15 protein-coding genes are annotated in these 18,785 nt (G+C 49.9%); 10 read left to right on the forward strand and 5 right to left on the reverse strand.

The window, feature by feature from the left end; translation table 11 throughout:
• Positions 1–3: 3 nt before the first annotated feature.
• Together serB and ABD07_RS03765 are read right to left on the reverse strand one after the other, a co-directional pair.
• Positions 4–834 carry a phosphoserine phosphatase SerB gene (gene serB, locus ABD07_RS03760; protein WP_160817180.1) on the reverse strand — a complete coding sequence of 277 codons (831 nt, stop codon included), beginning with the start codon at positions 832–834 and terminating at the stop codon, positions 4–6.
• Between the two features lie 47 nt (positions 835–881).
• Positions 882–2,348: a diguanylate cyclase gene (locus ABD07_RS03765; protein ID WP_160817181.1), complete on the reverse strand. Its 1,467-nt coding sequence runs from the start codon at positions 2,346–2,348 to the stop codon at positions 882–884.
• 320 nt (positions 2,349–2,668) lie between these two features.
• On the opposite strand from ABD07_RS03765, the gene ABD07_RS03770 reads away from it, so the two are divergent.
• From ABD07_RS03770 to ABD07_RS03800, 7 genes are all read left to right on the forward strand, one after another.
• Positions 2,669–4,165 carry a leucyl aminopeptidase gene (locus ABD07_RS03770; RefSeq protein WP_160817182.1) on the forward strand — a complete coding sequence of 499 codons (1,497 nt, stop codon included), beginning with the start codon at positions 2,669–2,671 and terminating at the stop codon, positions 4,163–4,165.
• A 140-nt stretch (positions 4,166–4,305) separates the two neighbouring features.
• Positions 4,306–4,731, forward strand: coding sequence for a DNA polymerase III subunit chi (locus tag ABD07_RS03775; protein WP_160817183.1), 426 nt, complete (start codon positions 4,306–4,308; stop codon positions 4,729–4,731).
• 23 nt (positions 4,732–4,754) lie between these two features.
• On the forward strand, positions 4,755–5,105 hold the full coding sequence (locus tag ABD07_RS03780; RefSeq protein ID WP_160817184.1) for a hypothetical protein: 351 nt from the start codon (positions 4,755–4,757) through the stop codon (positions 5,103–5,105).
• Positions 5,106–5,244: 139 nt separating this feature from the next.
• Complete coding sequence (locus ABD07_RS03785) at positions 5,245–8,007, forward strand: valine--tRNA ligase (protein WP_160817185.1); 2,763 nt, start codon at positions 5,245–5,247, stop codon at positions 8,005–8,007.
• A gap of 223 nt (positions 8,008–8,230) precedes the next feature.
• Positions 8,231–8,746 carry a hypothetical protein gene (locus tag ABD07_RS03790; RefSeq protein WP_160817186.1) on the forward strand — a complete coding sequence of 172 codons (516 nt, stop codon included), beginning with the start codon at positions 8,231–8,233 and terminating at the stop codon, positions 8,744–8,746.
• A gap of 184 nt (positions 8,747–8,930) precedes the next feature.
• Positions 8,931–12,014 carry a site-specific DNA-methyltransferase gene (locus tag ABD07_RS03795; protein WP_160817187.1) on the forward strand — a complete coding sequence of 1,028 codons (3,084 nt, stop codon included), beginning with the start codon at positions 8,931–8,933 and terminating at the stop codon, positions 12,012–12,014.
• Positions 12,014–14,866 (forward strand): BPTD_3080 family restriction endonuclease, encoded by a 2,853-nt coding sequence (locus tag ABD07_RS03800; RefSeq protein ID WP_160817188.1) that lies wholly within the window; start codon positions 12,014–12,016, stop codon positions 14,864–14,866. The genes ABD07_RS03795 and ABD07_RS03800 overlap by 1 nt, the downstream gene beginning before the upstream one ends.
• 37 nt (positions 14,867–14,903) lie before the next feature.
• On the opposite strand, the gene ABD07_RS14680 is transcribed toward ABD07_RS03800, so the two are convergent.
• Entirely contained in the window at positions 14,904–15,071 is a 168-nt protein-coding gene (locus ABD07_RS14680) for a hypothetical protein (RefSeq protein ID WP_164502748.1), read from the reverse strand.
• Between the two features lie 234 nt (positions 15,072–15,305).
• Here ABD07_RS14680 and ABD07_RS03805 point away from each other — a divergent pair, with 234 nt between their 5' ends.
• Together ABD07_RS03805 and ABD07_RS03810 are read left to right on the forward strand one after the other, a co-directional pair.
• Positions 15,306–15,959 carry an Lcl domain-containing protein gene (locus tag ABD07_RS03805; RefSeq protein ID WP_160817245.1) on the forward strand — a complete coding sequence of 218 codons (654 nt, stop codon included), beginning with the start codon at positions 15,306–15,308 and terminating at the stop codon, positions 15,957–15,959.
• A 306-nt stretch (positions 15,960–16,265) separates the two neighbouring features.
• Positions 16,266–16,556 carry a hypothetical protein gene (locus tag ABD07_RS03810; protein WP_160817189.1) on the forward strand — a complete coding sequence of 97 codons (291 nt, stop codon included), beginning with the start codon at positions 16,266–16,268 and terminating at the stop codon, positions 16,554–16,556.
• 754 nt (positions 16,557–17,310) lie between these two features.
• Here the strand turns inward: ABD07_RS03810 and ABD07_RS03815 are convergent.
• Positions 17,311–17,841, reverse strand: a complete 531-nt coding sequence (locus tag ABD07_RS03815; protein WP_160817190.1) for a hypothetical protein — start codon at positions 17,839–17,841, stop codon at positions 17,311–17,313.
• A 185-nt stretch (positions 17,842–18,026) separates the two neighbouring features.
• On the opposite strand from ABD07_RS03815, the gene ABD07_RS03820 reads away from it, so the two are divergent.
• Entirely contained in the window at positions 18,027–18,362 is a 336-nt protein-coding gene (locus ABD07_RS03820; RefSeq protein WP_160817191.1) for a helix-turn-helix domain-containing protein, read from the forward strand.
• A gap of 45 nt (positions 18,363–18,407) precedes the next feature.
• Here ABD07_RS03820 and ABD07_RS03825 read toward each other — a convergent pair whose 3' ends face one another.
• On the reverse strand, positions 18,408–18,770 hold the full coding sequence (locus tag ABD07_RS03825) for a hypothetical protein (protein ID WP_160817192.1): 363 nt from the start codon (positions 18,768–18,770) through the stop codon (positions 18,408–18,410).
• Between the last annotated feature and the right edge of the window lie 15 nt (positions 18,771–18,785).

Here is an 18,785-nt window from a genome sequence, read left to right on the forward strand (position 1 = left end):
AGTTCAGGCGAATAAATTGGTGACGCCGTCCAATCCGACATAATCGATCGAATACGTCGCCTGCTGTTTGACAATCGGCTTGGCATGATAAGCGATGCCAACGCCCGCCTCGGCCAGCATCGCCAGATCGTTGGCGCCGTCTCCGATGGCGATGACCTGTTCACGCGGTATTCCCAATTCCGTGCAAACTTGCTTCAGCACTTGCGCTTTGCCTTCTCTGCCGATAATTTCTCCAACCACCTTTCCAGTCAGCCGTTCATTCTCTATTTCCAGCACATTGGCAGCGGCATAATCGAGTTGCAGTTTTGTTTTGATCCGCTCGGTGAAAAATGTAAAACCGCCGGAAATCACCATGGTCTTGATACCGGACTGCTTCGCCAGCTGTAACATTCTTTCCGCGCCCGGGCTGAGCTTCACGCGCTCATCGTAGACTTTCTGCAAGTCACCCTGGTGCACGCCGCGCAATAAAGCCGTACGCCGTGTCAGACTTTCCTCAAAGCTGATCTCGCCGCGCATGGTTTGCACTGTGATAGCGGCCACTTGCGGTTTGATCTGCTGCATGTCGGCAATTTCGTCAATCGACTCAATCGCCAGCAAGGTCGAATCCATATCCATGGCAATCAATTTGAAACCGGAAAGTTTCGTTGCCGCATTTACAAACGCAAAATCCAGCTCGGCTTGCGCGCAATATTCCGGTACCGCGTCGGAATGCGTTGCGTTGGTCAATCGGAAAGCTTGCCCGGTAATCCGTTCGATAGCGTCGGCATGAGCTAACTTCGCCAGCTCGCGCAGATCGCTGTTGTTAACATCCAATCCTTGGATAATCAGATTCATAAGGTCGTAAAGAGTATTAAATGCAGTATTTCAGGTTGGAAAGACTATCAAGCATTACCATCCCATTCCATAATCTGATTCCGGCCCGCGTGCTTGGCGGCATAGAGCGCGGAATCGGCCGCCTTGATCAGGTCGCGCGGATCGCGTAATTGCGCCGCATTTTCCAGATATCCGGCGACACCGATCGATGCGGTGATACGAATGGTACTGCGGCCGTCAAATTTATACGCGATATCCGCGATCGAATCTTTTAGCCGGGCAATGAGATTTCTTGAAGCCGCCACCGCCGTGCCGGGAAGAATCAAGGCAAATTCCTCTCCCCCGTAACGGCTCAGGGTGTCATCCTGACGGATTTGATCGAAAACCGTTTTAACCACCATGGCCAATAATGAATCTCCCGCAACATGACCATAGGTATCGTTAACATTCTTAAAATGATCAAGATCGATGATGGCGATCGTCAGCGGCAGATTGTATTGCACCGCCAGATTGAATTCACGCCGTAACGTTTCGTCAAAATAGGTGCGATTATAAGCGCCGGTTAAGCCATCCCGCTGCGATTTATCTTCCAGATCGCGCATCCGGGATAAATCATGAATCATCAGCAATTCTTTCGCTTCGGCGAGAATTCCACTGACTTCCGCTGGATCGTGAATGTTCATTTCAAATAAATCTTCCACCGCATTCAGCCCGACTTCCATGATTTTAATCACGTCGATGAGAACATTCGCGTCAAATCCGAGCCAGTCTTGCGCCGCTTGGTTTAACGCGGTCATTTTTTCAGCCTCATGCGGATAGAGAAAGTAGTCCGCCAGATAGCGGGAAACCGCCAGACACGATTGCAGTGTCGGCCCCAGACTCTTGGGTTCCGGCTGCGAATGGCTATTGATGCAGGACAACGCAATGTAATCCGGGATATGCCATCTTTTCAGCAGCGCATAACCCAGCTCATCGTGCCCCGCGCCGAATACCTCGCGCTCGCTATTCAGCAATACATCGTGATCCGAAGTCGACGCAAAAACCTTGCCGTATTCTTCCGGCATGATGACCCAGAAAGCCAGAATGCCGATTTCTTGAATTAGCCCGGCCAGAAATAGATCGTCCAGATAATTCAGCTCGAGTTTTTCTCCCAGTGCGCGCGCCGCAAGCGCCGACGCGATGGAGCGGCGCCAAAAAATCGTACTGTCAAAAACCGCGCTCTGATTCGGCGCCGGACTTTTCATCAGTGAATGGGTCAGCGAAAAGGATAAGGCGATCACAAGAACGGTGTGCGTGCCCAGAATACTGACGGCTTGGCGGATATTGGTCGCCACCCGGCGGGATTTGTATAGCGGTGTGTTTGCTGTACGCAACAGTTTTGCCGACAGCACCGGATCCAATGAAATATACTGGCAAACGGTACCGATATCGGCATCGGGATCATTCGCCATTTCAATTATTTTGACGGCCACAGCCGGTAAACTAGGCAACGCTGTGCAATGATTCAAACGTCTTTTCAATGCATCATCAATCACTTATTATCCTTCGTGTTAGATAATAATCATATATTATTGAATAATATGATAATTGCTGATTATTATAAAATAAAGACAGTATATTAACTTATTTTAATTTATGCCATTCGCAATAATTCGCAGGCGTTTCCCGCCTATTTCCTTTACAGCAGCGCAACTATTCAGCTTTTCAATCAAGCTGATGTTATTATGTTATTCGACGTGTGTTGACATTATTTTGCGTATGCGGGCAAAGCGATTACACGATAACCGGTTGTACTCATAGATTAAATTACATAGGCAAATGGCTCGCAAGAGCATTCTGGATGAAGGAGTTTAATGTGGAATTTGGAATAAAAATAGGCACCCCGGAAAAACAACGAGGCGCCTGCGCAGTCATCGGTATTTTTGAATCAAGAAAACTGTCGGATTCAGCAAAAGTTCTGGACAAAATCACCCAGGGGTATATCAAAAATATCCTGGCATCGGGCGACATGGACGGCAAAGCGAATACTTCGCTGTTATTGCATAACGTACCGGACACCTTGTTTAAAAGAGTATTGCTGATCGGTCTGGGCAAGGAACAGGAATTCAAGGAAAAAACATTCTTGTCGGCGCTCGGCACTACTTTGAATGCGCTGCAAAAAACCGCAGTGACCGATGCCACGCTGTTTTTATCCGATTTTCCCGTCAAAGACAAAACCAATGCCTGGAAAGTCAATCAGACCGTCATTGCCGCAACCAGCAACGGCTACCGTTTTGATCAGCTGAAAAGCAAACCGGACAATAACCAAAGCAGCCTGCGCAAACTGATTGTGTACATTGACAACCGCACCGAACTGGCCGCTTGCGAAACCGCCTTGCAACAAAGCATAGCGATAGCACACGGGATGAGTCTGGCCAAGGATCTAGGCAATCTTGCGCCGAATATTTGCACCCCTGCCTATCTCGCCAAACAAGCCAAGGATCTTGCCAAATCGCACAAACTGAAAGCCACCGTGCTGGAAGAAAAAGACATGGAGAAGCTCGGTATGGGTTCTCTTCTGGCAGTGGCGCGCGGCAGTGAGCAACCGGCAAAACTGATCGTGCTGGAATATCACGGCGCGGCCAAAAAAGAAAATCCGGTGGTACTAGTGGGTAAAGGGGTGACCTTCGATACCGGCGGCATCTCGCTCAAACCCGCTGCGGAAATGGATGAAATGAAATTCGACATGAGCGGCGCAGGCAGTGTATTGGGAACCCTGCAAGCGGTGGCGGAAATGAAGCTGCCCATCAACGTGGTGGGAATCATTCCGGCCACCGAAAATATGCCCAGCGGCAAGGCAACCAAGCCGGGCGACGTGGTCACCAGCCTGTCCGGCCAGACCATCGAGATTCTCAATACCGATGCGGAAGGACGGTTGATTCTATGCGATACGCTCACCTACGCGGAGCGCTATAACCCGAAAGTGGTGATCGATATCGCCACCTTGACCGGTGCGTGCGTCATCGCGCTCGGCAATTTCACCACCGGCTTGATGAGCAACGACGACAAACTGGCGCAGGAGTTACTAGCCGCCGGGGAACAAGCCGCCGATCGCGCCTGGCAGTTGCCGTTGTGGGATGAATACCAGGATCTGCTAAAAAGTAATTTTGCCGATATCGCCAATATCGGCGGACGTGCTGCAGGAACGATTACAGCCGCATGCTTTTTGTCGCGCTTTACCAAGAAATACCGTTGGGCGCACCTCGACATCGCAGGCACAGCATGGAAATCCGGCAAAGATAAAGGTTCAACCGGACGTCCGGTGCCGCTGTTGACGCAATTCCTGATTTCGCAAGCGAAGGCAACCAGCTAGCCGTACTTTCACACCGCTGATTAATTTGTGACTCGCACTGAACAAGCTGAACCATCAGCCTAAGCCATGAATTAATCAGCCGTTGTGGGACGTATAAAAAAACAAATTCACGATCGGATGCTCAACCGGACAGTGATTCGATGACACAGATTTATTTTTATTCGGGATCGGGCAATAAGTTACAAACGGCTTGCCGGCTTTGCGCCAAAGCGTTGCAGCAAAATATGAAAATATTGATTTATACGCCCGATGCAACCATGCTTAAACAATTGGACGAACTGCTGTGGACATTCTCGCCCACCAGCTTCATTCCGCATTGCCATATCCGCGAAGACAGCGCGCTGGTCAGCGCCACGCCCGCGATACTGAGTGACCGCATACCAGCGGATATGCAATTCGATGTTCTGCTGAATCTGCACCGCGAACAGCCGCCCACTTTCGATCAATTCAACCGGCTCATCGAAATTGCGGATAACTCGCCGGAAGACAAGCAAGTGGCGCGTGAGCGCTATCGTTTCTATAAAGATGCCGGTTATCCGCTGCAACACTTCCAGCTGGATGATTAAATGAAACCGTTGATTTTCCTATCATGAGTGACGAAAAAACCGCGGCGGATTTCGACGATACCGAGATCATGGTTAAGTTCCGCAGTCTGCTGGGCAAATACCAGAACCAAGGCAAGATCGCGGGTACCGCACCCGCAGGCAAAGCGCCGGAAATCGATAAAACATCCCCTGCGATTGGCGCGGAAGCCATTCCGCTGCTGACCGATGCCGTGTTTCTTCATCCCGCCGTGATACAACCGCAACCGGCGCGCTTAACGCCTATCCGCCAGATTCTCGATGCTGCATTGGAAGATGCGCATATCGACATGGACGTGCAGGACCGGAAAGCACTGGCGCATGCACTGGAAACCCGCTTGTCCAAGAAAATTAAATAGCCGCCGCTCACACCGACCTCTTTTGGGTAGTACCCGCTTATCCGGTTGCTGCACAGCGGTCATCGCTCTTATTGTCCGCAGCAATACCCCATCCGCTATAATGGCGATCTTTTGCGCCATTCAATACAACGAAAAATCCATGGAACTCGAAAAAAGCTTTGACCCGAAACATATTGAAGATCGCTGGTACTCCATCTGGGAATCGGCCGGGTATTTCAAACCGGATGCGGCAACCGGCCAATCCGCTTACTGCATCATGCTGCCGCCGCCCAATGTCACGGGCACATTGCATATGGGGCACGCCTTCCAGCATACGTTGATGGATGCGCTGACGCGCTATCACCGCATGCTGGGCGACAATACCTTGTGGCAACCGGGCACCGATCATGCCGGTATCGCCACGCAGATCGTGGTTGAACGCCAATTGGATCAGCAGAAACTCGATCGCCGCACCATGGGGCGGGAAGCCTTTCTGGAACGGGTCTGGCAATGGAAAGAAGAATCCGGCTCCACCATCACCCGGCAAATGCGTCGTCTGGGCACTTCCTGCGACTGGACACGCGAACGTTTCACCATGGATACCGAATTATCGCGCGCCGTGACGGAAGTATTCGTGCGCCTGTACCGCGAAGGACTGATTTATCGCGGCAAACGGCTGGTGAATTGGGATCCGGTGCTGCAAACCGCGGTGTCCGACCTGGAAGTCGTTTCGACCGAGGAAAACGGCTCGATGTGGCATATCCGCTACCCGCTGGAACAAGCGGACGGCATGCATACCAAAACAGGCGAAGCGTTAATCGTCGCCACCACCCGTCCCGAAACCATGCTGGGTGACGTTGCAGTGGCTGTGCATCCGGACGATCCGCGCTATCAGCATCTGATCGGACGCCATGTGCGCTTGCCGCTGTGCGAACGGACCATTCCAATCATCGCGGATACGTATGTTGACCTGGAATTCGGCACCGGTTGCGTGAAAATCACCCCGGCGCACGATTTTAACGACTATCAAGTCGGTCAGCGGCATCATCTGGCGCCCATCAGCATCTTTACGCTGGATGGAAAAATCAACGATCTGGCGCCGCTCGACTATCAAGGCATGGATCGTTTCGATGCGCGGAAAAAAATCGTGGCCGACCTGGAAGCACAGGGTTTTCTGGCCGAAACCAAGCCGCACAAACTGATGGCGCCACGCGGTGACCGCACCAACACGATCATCGAACCGATGCTGACCGATCAATGGTATGTCGCCATGGAAGGATTGGCCAAGCGCGGCTTGGAAGTTGTCGCGAACGGCGAGGTGAAATTCACGCCGGATAACTGGACACACGTCTACAATCAATGGCTGGAAAACATTCAGGATTGGTGTATTTCGCGCCAATTGTGGTGGGGACACCGCATTCCGGCATGGTACGACGAAGACGGCAACGTCACTGTCGCATACAACTTGGAAGAAGCACAACAGCTTTCCGGCAAGCGCGATCTAAAACAGGACGACGATGTGCTGGATACCTGGTTCTCGTCCGCGCTGTGGCCTTTTTCCACCTTGGGCTGGCCGGATGATACGGCGGAATTGAAAACTTTCCTGCCGACGTCGGTGCTGATCACCGGGTTCGACATCATTTTCTTCTGGGTTGCGCGCATGGTGATGATGTCGCTGCATTTCACCGGCCAGGTACCGTTCAGGGAAGTGTATATCACCGGTCTGATCCGCGATGCCGAAGGCCAGAAAATGAGCAAATCCAAAGGTAATGTGCTCGATCCGCTCGATTTGATCGACGGTATCGCGCTGCCCGATTTGATCGCCAAGCGCACCACCGGATTGATGAACCCGAAACAAGCCGAATCAATCGAGAAAAACACCCGCAAGCATTTCCCCGACGGTATTCCGGCATTCGGCACCGATGCCCTGCGCTTCACGTTCGCCAGCCTGGCGTCGCACGGGCGCGATATCAAGTTCGATATGCAACGCTGCGAAGGCTACCGGAACTTCTGTAACAAGTTATGGAATGCCACACGCTACGTGCTGATGAATTGCGAGGGCAAAGATACCGGATTGGATGAGACACTGCCCCTCGCCTACTCCGCCGCCGATCAATGGATCATCAGCCGCTTGCAGCAAGCGGAACAAGCGGTTGAACAGGCCTTCACCAATTACCGTTTCGACCTGGTCGCGCGGGAAATCTACGAACTGGTGTGGGACGAATATTGCGACTGGTACGTCGAGCTTGCCAAAGTCCAATTAAATTCGGATCAAGACGCAGCGCAGCGAGCCACCCGCCGCACTCTGGTGCGCGTACTGGAAGCCATGCTGCGGCTGGCGCATCCGGTGATTCCGTTCATCACCGAGGAATTGTGGCAAACCGTTGCACCGCTGGCGGGAAAATCCGGCGCCAGTATCATGTGCCAGCCGTACCCGGTTGCGAATGCTTCCGCCATTAACCCGCAGGCCATTGAAACTATCGGTTTGCTGAAAGAAATGATCAACGCCTGCCGCACCTTGCGCGGTGAAATGAATGTATCACCGGCGCTCAAAGTGCCGTTGCTGGCCGCCGGTGATCAGTCCATGCTGTCCGGCTACTCGCCGTATCTGCTGGCTCTGGCGAAATTATCCGGTGTGGAAATCCAACCGGGCGGACTACCCGAAGCGGATGCGCCGGTCGCCATCGTGCGCGATTTCAAATTGATGCTGAAGATTGAAGTCGACGTAGCGGCGGAACGCGAGCGCCTGAGCAAGGAAATTACCCGCATCGAAACGGAAATCGCCAAAGCGCAAGCCAAGTTATCCAACCCGAGCTTTGTCGAGCGCGCGCCAACCAATGTGGTGGAACAGGAAAAAGACCGCCTGAATGCGTTCAGCGCAAAACTGAACAGCTTGAACGAACAACTGCAGAAGCTGAATTAATCTTCCACGCAGCAAGCCAATTCATTCACCGGTCAGAAAACGAACACTGAACATGCAGCGCTTCGTTTTCTGAAGCCCGGCTTGAATGTCGCGGCTGCCTTTGTCACCCGGCACCGGCTTGCGCCGGAAAAATGCTAAACTTTCACCCGCATCGATGAGAACCGGACGGCTCGCCCGGAGCCGCTAAGTCTCATCACTTAATATCTTTACTGAGGAAAATTGTATGAACAAAGCGCTTATGACAACATTATCGGCCGCACTACTATCACTATCCGGCATATCGCTTTCACACGCCGAAAGCGTTGCTGTCGAAGGCGGATCTATTTTTATTGTGGATAACAGTGTGCCAGGCTCGCAAATCCTGGTGAAAAATCTCGCCAATGCCGCTGCGCATTCCTGTCTTGTCAACGCGGGAACCAACCTGCTGGGTTTAGGCACGGACACGACCGCGACCGATATCGTCATCAAAAACGGCACCGCGGTGATCACCACGTATAACGCAACCCTCTCGGCCACCGACATTAAACTGGTCGATGTCGCCAGCTGTCCGATCACCTCCGTCGCCGATCTGAGCGAATGCTACGCGACGGTGAATGATGGCAAGCTGACGATCCCCTGCCTCCAGTATGACGACGACGTTATTTCCGTCGTACTCGGACAACGCGGCAAATCGATGAATTTTGAATTTGAATCGTACAAACCCGGCAAAGGCCACGGCCACGGCCACGGTCACGATTAAATAGCCGCGCAGCATTCAAACCAATTAAAAAGGCTCTGAGTTGGTCAGAGCCTTTTCACAATTCATCGTGTCAGCAGAAGTTTCCGGCAAATGAGAACAATCCAACCCCGCCCATGCTAGCGCTTGCCGCTACGCCAGAATAGAATCGCACAATCAGAAAACTATCTTTCGGAAGTAACTCGATATGGCAGATAACGAATCGGAGCAAAAGCCGCAGCAGGAAGCCCTGCTGGACGATGAATTCTCGCTGCAATCCCGGCAGGCTGCACCGGGCGCGGCAATGACGAGAAAAGAACCGGCCGCCAAGCAGCCATCGGGACAGAGAAAAGACCTAAGCCAGGCAGCCGAAGTGCTCAGTTACCGCCATGACGATAAGCGCACCAACAATCCGTATGTCGGCATGGTCGACACGCATTCGGACGGTGTGGAAGGAAAAACCGCCTGGCAATACGACCCGCATATCGATCCGGCGCTGAATTTTGATAGCAGCCGCTCAACGATTGAAACCTTGATCGATGATGCGCTCGCGTCGGGTGACAAAGAGCAGATGCAAGCGGCGCTGGAACAGCTCAAGCGCATGCAATCGCCGTATTTGAATTGGAGCGGCAAGGCCGAACGCACCAGTTTTTCAGTGGATACCGTATCCCTGCATGTGCACGAACGCATTGATCCGGCGACGATTCTGGCGGCGGTGCAGAAAAAGCTTAAAGACGGCAAAGGAAAACCCAGCGCCTCGATTCAACCGGATTTGTTCCATGCGCCGTTTGAGAACCTTCCGCTGCGCGAAGCCATCGATTTTTACAAACACGACCGCGATTGGGCAAACCGTCTCATCGCGGGGGATTCGCTGCTGGTGATGAATTCCCTATTGCAAAAAGAAGGTATGGCCGGGCAGGTGCAAATGATCTACCTCGATCCGCCTTACGGCATCAAATATGGTTCCAATTTCCAGCCGTTCGTCAACAAACGCGACGTGAAAGACCGCAGCGACGAAGACTTGACGCAGGAACCGGAAATGATCAAAGCGTTCCGTGATACCTGGGAACTGGGCATTCACTCGTATCTGACTTATTTGCGAGACCGGTTACTGCTGGCAAAAGAACTGTTGCATGAATCGGGCAGCGTGTTTGTGCAGATTTCGGATGAGAATGTGCACCTCATGCGGAATCTACTTGATGAAATTTTCGATGTTAAGAATTTTTGTTCAGAGATAGTTTTTAGAAAAAAAACGATGCCAATGGGCTCAGATTATTTTGAGTCCGTATGTGACTACATTCTTTGGTATGCAAAAGATAAATCAAAGGTAAAAACAAAAAATCTTAGGAAAAATATGGATGTACAGGGAGATTCGATATGGTCATGGATCGAATTACCAGATTACTCAAGACAACGAATGACACGAGGAGAGATAGACAATCACAGACTCCTGCCAACAGGGAGCAAAGTATATCGTTTAGTTTCTTTACTTCCTGCTCAATACAGACCTAATCAAGATTTCGTATTTGAATATAACGGTCTTAGTTACAATCCACCTAGTAATTCTTGCTGGAAAACTAATAGGGAAGGGATGCAGTTGCTTGCAAAAGCAAATCGGCTTCAGTCGCAAGGTAAAGGGTTACAGCAAATTATGTTTGCAGATGACTATCCCGTTTCGAGCCTTACTGCTTTGTGGAGTGATACTGGCGGTGCATCAGACAAAACTTATGTTGTACAGACAAGTATAACTCCCTTGGAACGATGCCTTCTTGCATCCACTGATCCTGGCGATTTGGTACTTGATCCAACCTGCGGTTCCGGCACCACTGCTTTTGTCGCCGAGAAATGGGGTCGCCGCTGGATTACAGCCGACACGTCACGCGTGGCCGTGACGCTGGCGAAGCAACGGCTGATGACCGCAAGCTACGATTATTATGCGCTCAAGTATCCGCACGAAGGATTGAGGAGCGGCTTCATCTACAAAACCGTGCCGCATGTGACGCTCAAGTCCATCGCCAACAATCCGGAGATCGACGAGATTTATGCACGGATGCATCCGGGTATTGAAAACGCATTGGCGGCGTTGAATAGGAGCCTTTCGGATTCAGCGTCATTCCCGCGCAGGCGGGAATCCAGTGATGCAACAAAAACCTTGGATTCCCGCCTGCGCGGGAATGACGATTCAGCAGGTCAAAGCAGGAATGATGATGGCTTGAAAGAATGGGAAGTGCCATTCGATTTTCCCGTCGATTGGCCAGAAGCCGCAAAAAAACCATTCGACGCCTTCCATGCCGCGCGTCAGGCGATGCAGAAGCAAATGGATGCATCGATCGCCGCGCATGCGGGGCAGGAAATTCTGTATGACCAGCCGACGGTATCCAAAAGCAAATTGCGCATTACCGGCCCGTTTACCGTGGAAGCGGTGCCGTTTGCCACAGTGCTGGGGCTGGATGAAGCCGAGCAACCCAAGGAAGCGGATATCGCCGTGGCGCGCTCGGGCGCGACCTGGCGGCAAAGCCAATGGCGTGACGAATTGCTGAAAGCGGGCATCCGCGGCAAAGGCGGACAGAAAATCCAGTTGCTGGATCTGGTGCCACTGCCCGGTGCGAAATATATACACGCCATCGGCACGGTGGCCGACACCGGCGACAAGGTGGCGGTGAGTTTCGGGCCGGAGCATGCAGCTCTGGAACAGCGGCAGGTGGAGATCGCCATGCGCGAGGCGGGCGAGCTGTTCCCGTTACCGAAGATGCTGGTGTTTTGTGCATTTACTTTCGATCCGGAAGCCGCGAAGGATATCGATACGATCAAAGGCATTACCGCGCTGAGAGTGCAGATGAATACCGATTTGCTGACGGAAGACCTGAAAAAAGGGCGCGCCAGCAACGAATCGTTCTGGCTGATGGGGCAGCCGGATGTGGTCGTCAAACAGATCAAAGCCGGGTGCTATCAGGTGGAAGTGCGCGGTTTTGATTATTTTGATACCAAAACCGGCGAACTGAAATCCGGCGGCAAAAAGAATATCGCGATGTGGGCGCTGGATACCGATTACGACAACCGCTCGTTGTTTCCGCGCCAGGTGTTTTTCCCGATGGCCGGAAGTGGCGATGGCTGGAACAAGCTGCGCAAGGATATTCGCGCCGAGCTCAACGAGGAGTTGCTGGAACAATTTCACGGCACGGTGTCGTTGCCGTTTGAGGCCGGGGAGAACGAATGCATTGCGGTGAAAATCGTAGATGACCGCGGCATTGAATCGCTCAAAGTGATTAATCTGGATCGGATAGCCGTTTGATGCCTGATAAAACCCCATCTTCGCTGATTATCAATTCGCCGTATGAGAAACCTGCCCGATATTGGGATCAGGACGAGAACGGCAAGTTATTAACGGTCACGCAAGGCCGGCGGCCCGCGGCGTATGAGTTGTATGACACACGTACCAATACGCGGCGTGTCGAAAAACTGGAGCTGGTCAATGCCATTCGCGAACGCGTGGATGCATGGCGTGATGCCGGTTGGCCCGGCGTGACCAGTGTTACCCGGCAATTATTGGAACATTGGTTTGATCGCGGTGAATGGGACAGTGAGGGAAAATGCTGGGTTGGCGGGCCACGACAATATCCTTTTTACTTTTGTCAGTTGGAAGCGATCGAATCGCTGATTTGGTGGCTGGAAGCGCCGCAAGATCATAAACAAGGCATTTTCTTGCAGGGAGACGGCGGGCCGTGGGAACGCATTTGTAACAAAATGGCCACGGGGTCGGGCAAGACGCCGCTGATGGCGTTAATCATTACCTGGCAAACTTTGAATGCGCTGCATTACCCCAAAGATACGCGTTTTTCCAGGGCGGTGTTCATCGTGGCGCCGGGGCTGACGGTAAAAAGCCGCTTGCAGGTGTTGTACCCCGGTGATGAAAAGAATGTCTATGATGAGTTCCGCCTGTGTCCGAACGAGGCGATGCGGCAAAAGCTCAATCAAGTCGAATTATTGATTGAGAACTGGCATACCTTGATGCCGCTGAAAGAGCAGGATCGATCCGTGGTTAAAAAGGGCAAGGAAAGCGATGAAGCTTTTGCCCGCCGTGTATTGGGCAAGCTGGCGGCGTGCAAGGATCTGGTGGTGATCAATGATGAAGCGCATCATGCCTACCGCCAGCGCGCGGAAATGAAAGTCAGCAAGAAAGAAGCGGAAGAATTGGGTATCGATCTGGATGAGGCGACGCGTTGGATTGAGGGATTGGATCGCATCCATAAAACCCGACGCATCCGCCGCTGTTTTGATTTGTCGGCGACGCCATTTGCGCCGACGGGCAAGACGAATACCGAGGCGGGATTGTTTGCATGGGTGATTTCCGACTTTGGCTTGAATGATGCGATTGAAGCGGGTTTGGTCAAAACGCCGCGCATTGTCGTGCGTGATGACGCGATGCCGAATGCGAAAAGTTATCGCAGCAAGCTTTATCATTTGTACCGCGAAGAAGAAGTCAGAGAGGATTTAAACCGTAAAGCGAATGTCGCCGACCCGTTGCCGGATTTGGTGCAAAAAGCCTATGCCATCCTGGCTTATGATTGGCAACTGACGGCGCAGGAATGGAGCAAGAGCGGGCACGAAATTCCGCCGGTTTTATTAACGGTCTGCAACCGGACTGAGACGGCAGCGCGTATTGAAAAATTTTTCAACAGCGGCGATTGCCTGATTAAGGGTACTCAGGTTCCAGATAGAACTTTACGGGTGGATTCCAGGGTGCTGGAAAAAGCGGAGCGCGGGGAGTCTGTCACGAAAGACAAAGATTATGATCAGCGCTTGACGGAGATTATCGAAGCAGCCGGTTTGCCCTCGGATAAAACGGAAGATTTGCTGGCACTGAAGCAGCAGGAACAACTGCGCGCTTTGGTGGACACGGTCGGCAAGCGCGGTCAGCCTGGCCAGAAACTGCACAATGTGATTTCGGTTGCTATGCTGTCCGAGGGGTGGGATGCTGCGAATGTGACGCATATTATGGGACTGCGTGCATTCACCAGTCAGTTGCTGTGTGAACAGGTGATCGGGCGGGGTTTGCGGCGTGTGGCGCATGATATGGATGAGCAGGGCTTGTTTTTGCCGGAATATGTCAATATTTTTGGTGTGCCGCTGTCGATCTTTCAGGATGTGGGGGAAGAAGGAGAAGCACCGCCACCGCCTAAACCGAGTGTGCGCATACAAGTCGAACCAGGCCGTAATCACCTTGAGATTCGATGGCCCAATATTCAACGCATTGATGCCGTGCTGAAGCAGGAATTGGTTATGGATTGGGAGAATGTTCAGCCATTGACGCTCGATCCGATGAATACGCCGCTCAATGCGGAAGTGGCGCCATCGCTCACCGGGTTTGCGAATCTATCGATGGCATCAGAAATTGATCTGGAAAAAGCCGTGGAGGACTTCAGGCTGCAAAACCTTATTTTCCGTGCTGCCAGAAAGCTGTATTTACAAAGTGCGGATAGCTTCGGCGGCGATAAGCAATTTCTCGCGGTGCAACTGATTCGTATCGTCGAAGCATTTCTCGACAGTGACAAACTGGATATTCCCAGCCTTTGGCATCAAGACCCCATACGCAAGCAGATATTGTTTGCGCTGAATATGGATACGGTCGTTGGGCATGTGAGCCGGTTTGTCAGCGCGCAAAATACCGAGAAGCTTGAGGCCATTTTTGATGAATTGAATCCTATCAGCTCTACAGCGCGGATGCGCTCCTGGTTGACCACGCGGCCTTGTCTCGCTACTGAAAAATCGCAGATTAGCCATGTGGTTTACGACAGTGCATGGGAAAAAGCCGTGGCGGATCTTTGTGAAAAAGTACCTCATGTGGTTGCATGGGCTAAGAATGATCACCTGGATTGCATAGTGCGCTATCTGTGGCGCGGTTCTTCGCGTAATTTTGTGCCGGATTATTTAATTCGCCTGAATAACGGTAAAACGCTGGTTCTTGAAGTGAAAGGTGTCGACGACGAACGCAACCGGATCAAACGCGCGGCGATGGCGATTTGGATCAAGACGGTCAACGAACAAGGGGGTTTCGGGAAGTGGTGCTTCGATGTGGTGTTTGAGCCGGCGAGAACGAGAGATGTCTTGCTAAAACATGCCAGCGAATGCAAGAGCGGGGAATGAGCGCTATTCGATCAAATAATATCGATGCAAATCTTGATTAATCAAGCGCTCCAATTTGATTGGCAATACTGTCTTTATGCAGGGAACACCACTCGTGCCAAACTTTTCTGGCTTCTTCGATATTACTGAAAGTCCACAGCACGACACCATCTTCGGTCATCAAGGTTGCCATTTTGTTTGGCCATTCTTTAATTAAGCAGTACATTATTTTTCCTTTGTAGTTAGAACTGCGGCAAAGTTTAATCAAATAATGTGAAACTTATATGAATGAATTGTGAAGATTTTATGACACTATTTCGATTCGAGAAATGAAATGCATGAATTCACAACCAGCCCTACCGCAAAATTACGCCTATTCCTTATAGCAATTTATTGTGAGTAGCCTATGATGATGAACTGTATACAAAAACCTTAATCATCAAAAAAGGAGGCAAAGTGTATGATTAAATTATTAAGAATCCTGTTATGCAGCAGTGTTTTCTCAGTTGGATTGTTAGCGAATGCAAATGCGACATTAGTGGCACGTCCGGACGGAATGGTATACGACACGGATCTGAACATCACTTGGCTATCGGATGCTAATTACGCTAAAACATCCGGATCTGCGTATGGGTACGGTCGGGATCACAGGATGGATTGGAATGAAGCTATGGCGTGGGCAGCAAGCCTTAATGTAGGTGGGGTCAGTGACTGGCGTTTACCAACAACAGATGCATTTTGTGTGAATTATAATTGCACAACCAGCGAATTGGGGCACCTGTTTTATAAAGAATTGGGTGGTAAAGCAGGACATTTTATCTTCGATAGTTCTGATCCAGATCTTGCTTTATTCAAAAATATTGAGCCCGTTCCTTACTGGTCCAGTACGGAGTTTGCATCTGATCCGAGCAGAGCATGGATTTTCGCATTCAGTGATGGCAGTCAAGGGGGACTCATCAAGAACACCCCAGGGCGGTGTTGCGATCTTTCCGCATGGGCTGTTCACGACGGCGATGTCGGTGCTGGACTTGTACCGGAACCAGAAATGTATGCAATGATGTCTATCGGACTATTGGCGCTGTTTGGTTTTAGAAGATTAAGACAACAGAGCTAACTACAGAATAATTCTTACGGGTTAAAGACCGATCCGGAAGCACGTTACGTGCACCTGAATTTAGCACGCAACACAGACCGTACATATACCGCTTCATAGCCGGTCCTCTAAGTAGTAAAAATCTAAGCTTATTTTCCGATGCTCCATAACTTGTTAGGGGGGCACTAGTTTTTTAGTGCCTGCAGCTTCTTGCAATGCGATATTTTTCAATATCAGAGAAAAGTTATGTAGGCTACCGAACAGACAGCCATGAGGATAACGATCAGTATTATCGATTGTATTAAATTACTTAAAAGGCGAAAAATCATGATGCAAGGAAGAACTTTAACGGTAGTGATTATTTTTTGTGCAGTTTTTTTCGCAAGCAATGTATTTGCTTTCGATAAAGCTTTTCACCCGAACCATCAATTTATTGAAAGAGAGAGTATTGGTCCAAATTTTAAAACCGGTTTTGTTATCGATAAAGAGAAAGCAGCAAAAGTAAAAACTTCAGAAGAAGAGATGCAGCTTCCTTCAGGAATAGTTCCCAGTGATCCTTCACCAAAGAATTCTAATATCCCTACTGGATCAGCTCGTCGGTTGACTCCGCCCTTTTAATGGATTTTTATTACTTGTTGTGTCGCAGAATTGCCCGAGGAATTAATATATTAATCAACCTATAAACAATAATAAATCGACCCTCCTTTCTTAAGTCTGATTTAACCGCATCAACCAGTGCATCAATGCATAGCCGGATGGTTGATCCTTATTCGTTTTTAAACAGCTACACTTGAATCATTACTAGCCCGCTCATGCAGCGGATTTGTGTTGTTCAAATATATCAATTCAATGTGCGAAAACTCGCAAACGGCAATCTAAATTTTGCTTATCCCAAAGATTCCCGGTAGTAAGAAGCGGAGGTAATTTTATGTTTATACGATATCTAATTACAGGAATTCTTATTTTAGAAATTATTCTAATCATAGAAGCACGCAACTTGTACTATAAAATTCGTATGGCCGATCCAACTTACTCCCTAGAAACCGGCCCTTTAGGAACGGCAATAGAGAAAGCTGGCAATCTGCACGAAGATTAGAAAATAATGCTTTGAATTACACAAACCCGCTTAGGCTGGTTTTGTTGTGAGGGGGCATCCTATTTGGCACTAGTTAAAAGAGAGAAAAAAGAAGGCCGAAAAGCGCATGAATTAATGATTTGAACCATATTCAACACCCAAAAACAAAATGGCACAAAATATCAAAAAATAGGTCGGAAATAGGATTATTTTGCGCTTTATTTGGCACAGAATAGGACGAAAGTATCAAATTTTGCGTCTTTTTTGGTACTTGAATAAGTTGTTTCTGGGATAAATTCAACCTGTCACGCTGACAAACCTTTCCACAATTGCATCATCCATTCCTCCAGCCGCTTTGCAGCAATCATGAATTAGAAAAACAAGGTCAGCTTTTTTCTTTGAATCAATTGCTTTTCCGTGTTTTTTTAGCATTTCATCAACCGCAATCATTACATGATGCATTAATAGTGGATCAATCGCATCGGCATATGGCGGGAGCCCTGAGCTTTTGAGCGTCAATGTTGTTGCTTTGCTGACCGGGTAAGGTTTTGAGTGCGGCTTATCCTTAGCTTCTCCCTTGGCCTTAGTAAAGAAATCAGGGTTTTCCTTTAGAAAGGATTGAATGACTTCAAGCACATCACCGGGTGGTTGGAATTGTGACATGTAGCCTTTCCTTCCGCCCCTGCATTCAACTTCTCTTGATTTCCATGTCAAAGCTCTAGCTTTCTCACGCGCATTCTTATCGCTCCTGGGAAAATCAATAACCCCCACCCTACCTAATAGCGCCAATTGCACAGAAGAAAACCAAATGTTATCACCCGACTTCATGATGCCTAACTCGGGTATTTATCTCGGGTAATTCTGATTGCGCCCGACTAAGATATTTATCATTAATAATCATATTAGTATTTATATTTCAAAAGAAATAAACAAAAAAATCAAGTAGGGTTCTTGACTTCTCGGTTACTCGGTTTTATAGTGGCGTCATGTCAATTTTCACGAAAACGTTAAACATGCCAAAAAAACAGCCTTCCAAAAAAGACTGGCACAAAGCGGACATCATCGCTGCAGTGCGTAAAACGGGAACATCATTGCGACGCATGTCACGCAAACTTGGGCTTGCCCATACCGCAATCGGCAATGCGCTCCATCAACCGTACCCGAGGTACGAACGCATTATCGCGCAGCAATTAAACGTAACACCGCAGGCTATATGGCCAAGTCGCTACCACGAAGACGGCACTCCAAAATCAGGGCGCGGCGAACGTGGCATCGGTCGACACATCAAGTTTAACGCGTCTGCTGAAAATAACAATGTCAATCGTGATGACATACGGGAGGTCGCATGAACACAGAGTTTTGCATTGAGTGCATCAATCTGATGCGCGAATTGGTTAATGAGGCTGTCCTGAATGGCGATAACTTTCAACGGTTTCAACAAAAATTATCGTCAACGCCTGTTCGTGCGAAGGCTTTGAATCATCAACATCCCACCTGTTTTCCCTTAAGGAGGACTCAGGATGCATAAGGGAAGCCAGCAACTCCGTCAGCAATCCAGTAACTATTCTACGTGCTGGTATGCTGGTGTTGCCAAAGCTATCCGCACCGAAAAAAATCATCTTGTGCAGAAAATCAACTGCTTCTTCCTCGAAATTAAAATCGCTTTCGATCAATTCGCCTGTTCGAACAAGCCAAGGATTTTTCTTGAGAAGTTCAAAAATCAACTCGGCGGCGCGGTCTGCATCAATTGTTTCCATATGAGAGGTCTCCTG

This window comes from Nitrosomonas oligotropha (assembly GCF_009833085.1).
GTDB lineage: Bacteria > Pseudomonadota > Gammaproteobacteria > Burkholderiales > Nitrosomonadaceae > Nitrosomonas > Nitrosomonas oligotropha.